This is a genomic window from Streptomyces sp. NPDC004658 (assembly GCF_040609555.1).
GTDB lineage: Bacteria > Actinomycetota > Actinomycetes > Streptomycetales > Streptomycetaceae > Streptomyces.
The window spans coordinates 1-3823 of record NZ_JBEXKG010000320.1 but is presented as its reverse complement, the minus strand read 5'-3'; the positions used below and the strand labels follow the sequence as shown (position 1 = coordinate 3823).

Annotated in this window: 3 protein-coding genes and 1 pseudogene; 1 reads left to right on the top strand and 3 read right to left on the bottom strand. The window is 74.0% G+C overall.

The genetic code is table 11. The annotated features are described in order from the left end of the window. Positions 1-71 precede the first annotated feature (71 nt). Positions 72-314 (bottom strand): annotated as a pseudogene (locus ABZV94_RS40670) (sigma factor); the annotation flags it as partial. A 268-nt stretch (positions 315-582) separates the two neighbouring features. Further along, positions 583-1227 carry a hypothetical protein gene (locus tag ABZV94_RS40665; RefSeq protein WP_356350003.1) on the bottom strand — a complete coding sequence of 215 codons (645 nt, stop codon included), beginning with the start codon at positions 1225-1227 and terminating at the stop codon, positions 583-585. A 140-nt stretch (positions 1228-1367) separates the two neighbouring features. Between ABZV94_RS40665 and ABZV94_RS40660 the strand changes: the two genes are divergently transcribed. After that, complete coding sequence (locus ABZV94_RS40660; protein ID WP_356350001.1) at positions 1368-2213, top strand: DUF1206 domain-containing protein; 846 nt, start codon at positions 1368-1370, stop codon at positions 2211-2213. Positions 2214-2237: 24 nt separating this feature from the next. Here the strand turns inward: ABZV94_RS40660 and ABZV94_RS40655 are convergent, their stop codons facing one another. Next, entirely contained in the window at positions 2238-3755 is a 1518-nt protein-coding gene (locus ABZV94_RS40655) for an LCP family protein (protein WP_356350005.1), read from the bottom strand. Between the last annotated feature and the right edge of the window lie 68 nt (positions 3756-3823).

The following is a 3823-nucleotide window of genomic DNA, read 5'->3' as shown; positions in this document are numbered from 1 at the left end:
GCCGACGGTCACGTGCACCCCCAGGATGAGCCGGTACTGCCAGTCCGGGTTCGACGGCCCGGCGTAGAGGCCTCGAAGCGGTGCAGGCTGCCGAGGGCGCGCAGGAAGGTGTCCTGGGCGAGGTCGTCGACGGCCTGGGGATCGGCGCAGAGGTGGGCGACGTACCGCTGGACGTCGCGGCGCAGGGCGCGGACGAAGTGCTCGGCCGCGTCGGCGTCACCGCGACGGGCGGCCAGCGCCCACGCGGTCGTCGATTCGTCGGCTGCCGTCCGGTCGTACGGGGTTCGTGCCGTGGGCAGGACAGGAGTGATCACCTGGTGTCCCTCTCGGGTCGACCGTGACCGGGCCGGGGCACGCCTAAGGGCGGCCGGTCCGGTGGGGAAAGACGGCCCTACGACACCCGCACGGGCGGCGGGCTGCGGCGCCCCGGCACGGGCGTGCCAGGGTGGGACGGCACTCGCGAAGAGCGTGAGCGGCTACGGCGTTGCCGCGTGACGTGGCGGCTGCCGCGCTGCGGCGCGTGCGCGGGCGTACGGCCGTGGACCGAGGCGCTCGGGGGCGGCCTCGGTGTACCGGCTGTCGTCAGACGACAGCGGTCCCCGTGGGCGGCCCCCGCGAGGTGATCGCGTGGATGAGCAGGGTGAGGCCCGGTGCCCGGTCCGAGCGGGGCCGGCGCGGACGCGGGCCGGGGCCGTCGGCGGGAACGGGCAGGGCGAGCAGGAGGAGCAGCGGTGCGGCCAGCCGTCCGGCCACGGCCCGCACGATGCGGAAGGCGGCCCGCTCGCCATACGCCAGCCACAGTCCGGTGAGGAGCGCGGCGAGCAGGTGCGCGGCGAGCATTCCGGACGCCGGCCGGCCGGCCCCGCCCACGGAGTGCGCCATGTGCCCCATGTCCATGGCGTCCGTCGGCAGGGAGCCCATGGGCATGGGCATGAAAGTCCGCCGCGCCGGCGGGGCCGTGGTGCCGGGGGGAGCGGTCCGGGCGAGGGAGAACGCCGAGTGCAGTGCCGCCTGGGCGGCGACGACGAGCGGAACGACCAGCGCGGGGCCGCGCTCGCGGCCGGTCAGGCACCAGCCCGTGCCGGCGGTCGCGGCGAGGCCGGCGGCCAGCGCCCACCCCGGGACGTCACGGCCGGACATCAGGACGTGCCCGAGGGCGGCGAGTACGACGCAGACGGCGGCGAACACCGCGGTCCGCACCGCGCGCACACCCCACCCCGCCGTCATGACCCCCCATCCTCGCATCCTGGGCCCGCCCGCCACGGTGAGGTACGCAAACCGACGGTCCGCTGCTCAACGGTCCGTCAGCCTCCCGCGCGCCCCCGCGCACAGGTGTCGGACCCGCCGCCGGGGGCATCCGGCGCTGTATGGATGCACAGACATGGACACCGCGGGGACGGTTCCGGGCGCGGCGGGTGGCGGACAGCGCGGCCGTCGACGCGGCGGGCCGGGCGGGCTTCGCGGCACGTGGGCTGATCTACGTACTCGTGGGCGTCATCGCGGTGCAGATCGCCTTCGGCGGTGACGGCGGCCGGCAGCAGGCCGACCGCGGCGGTGCCCTCGGTGAGCTGGCCGGGCAGCCGTTCGGGTCGGCTCTGCTGTGGATCGTGGGCGTGGCCCTCGCCGGGATGGCGCTGTGGCGGCTGTCCGAGGCGGTGTTCGGGGGTTACGGCCCCGACGGGTCGAAGCTCTCCCGGCGGGCGGCCGCCCTGTTCCGGTGCGTCTTCTACTGCTTCGTGTCCTACTCGGTGCTCTCCTACGCGGCCGGGGACCGGGGCAGCGGCAGCGGTTCCTCCGACCGGCACACCGACGACGTCACCGCACGGGTGCTGGACTGGCCCGGCGGCCAGTGGCTCCTCCGCGTCGCGGGGGCCGCCGTGGTGATCGCCGGGGTGTGGATCGCGGTGCGGGCCGTGCGGCGGACCTTCCGCGACAAGCTGCGGACCGGCGCCATGTCGCCCCGGGTCCGGCCGGTCGTGGAGGGCCTCGGGGTGACGGGCGGCACGGCCCGCGGCGTCGTCTTCGCCGCGGCCGGTGTGTTCGCGCTCGTGGCGGCCGTCCGGCACCAGCCGGGGAAGGCCAAGGGCATGGACGACACCCTGCGCGCGTTCCGGGACCTGCCGGCCGGACCCTGGCTGCTCACGCTCGTCGCGCTCGGGCTGGCCGCGTTCGGTGTCTTCTCCTGGTGCAACGCGCGCTGGCGCAAGCTCTGACCCGGCGGCCGGCCCCGGTGCCGCTCAGGCGTCGGAGTCGTGCTTGTTCCGCGCCGCGGCGTAGGCCTGGGACGGTGTCATGGAGACGCCGTCGAACGTGACCGTCTTGTACGGGCTCACCTTGGCGCAGGTCTTGGCCTCGGCGGCGGTGGAGGCGTGGGCGCCTCCGATAGCGGCCTTGGTGTCGGCCGGCGCGGGCGAGGCCGAGCCGCCCGGGTAGCTGGTGCCGCTGGGCCAGTCGGCGCCGATCACCAGGGTCAGGCCGGTGCCGGTGCCCTGCTTCAGATGGGACGAGGGCAGGCCGAGCGCCTTGGCGACCGTCCGGGCCTCGGCCTGCTCGCCGGTGCCGTAGGTGAGGGTGGTGCTGGCCGCGGGGCTGGGGGCGTTGGCCGTGGTCGTGGCGGGGCTGAAGCCCTGCCCGGTGAGGGCGGTGGCGAGGACGGAGGCGCGGCCGGTGATGCCGGTGCCGTTCTCCACCGTCACCGCGATCTCGGCGGCGGGCACGGCGGAGGCGGTGGCCTTGGCGGTCGCGGAGGCCGCCGCGGACTTCCTGCCGGAGCCGTTGGTCAGGGACTGGTCGTTGGCGATGGTGGCGAACAGGCTCTTCGCGCCCGGGCCCACCACCACCCGGTCGCTGTCGCCCGGATCGGGGGCCGTCTGCATGGTGGTGAAGGTGATCCGCTTGGTGGGCACCTTGTTGACGTCGTCGGCGAGCGAGATCAGCTTCTTCACGGTGCCGAGGCCGTCGTCCACGGTCAGCGCCTTGGTGGCGGCGTCGGCGAGGTGGTAGACCGCGGTGGGGTCGGTGAGCGTGCCCGCGCTCTTGAACTTGCGGATCATCGCGCTGAGGAAGATGTGCTGCGAGATCGTACGGCCGAGGTCGCTGCCGTCGCCGAAGCCGTGCCGGGAGCGGACGAACTCCAGGGCCGCGACGCCCTTGAGGGTGTGGGTGCCCTTGGACAGCTTCAGGTGCGAGTAGGTGTCGTAGACGTTGTCGCTGACGCACACGGAGACGCCGCCGACCGCGTCGGACATCTTGACCACGCCGGAGAAGTCGAGCTTGACGAAGTGGTCGATGGGTATGCCGGTGAGCTGGTGGACGGTGGCCACCTGGCAGGCGGGGCCGTACTGGAGCGCGCTGTTGATCTGGCCGTAGTAGCCGTTCGTGGACTGCCCCGACTCACTGTTCTCACAGGCCGGCACCTTGGTCATGGTGTCCCGGGGGATGCTCATCACGGTGGCGTTGGAGCGGTCGGCGGATATGTGCAGCACCATCTCCACGTCGGCGTTGCTGCCGGTCTGCACCCCGGTCTTCGAGCAGCCGCCGCCGAGCTTGCAGTCGGCCGCGCTGGTACGGCCGTCGGAGCCCATGACCAGGATGTTGATGGGGGTGCGGCCGAAGGCGTCGGCCTTTTCCGTGCCACCCTTGCCGTCCAGGGAGACGCTGTGGATGTTGCCGTTCAGGTGCTCGTAGAACCACCAGCCCGCGCCGGCGGTGACCACGATCAGGACGGACAGGCCGATCCCGAGGACCTTCAGCACCCGCCTGCCGCGCCGCACCGGCCGGGCCCGGCGGGACCGCCTGCCGCCGTGCGAACGCGAGGCCGCCC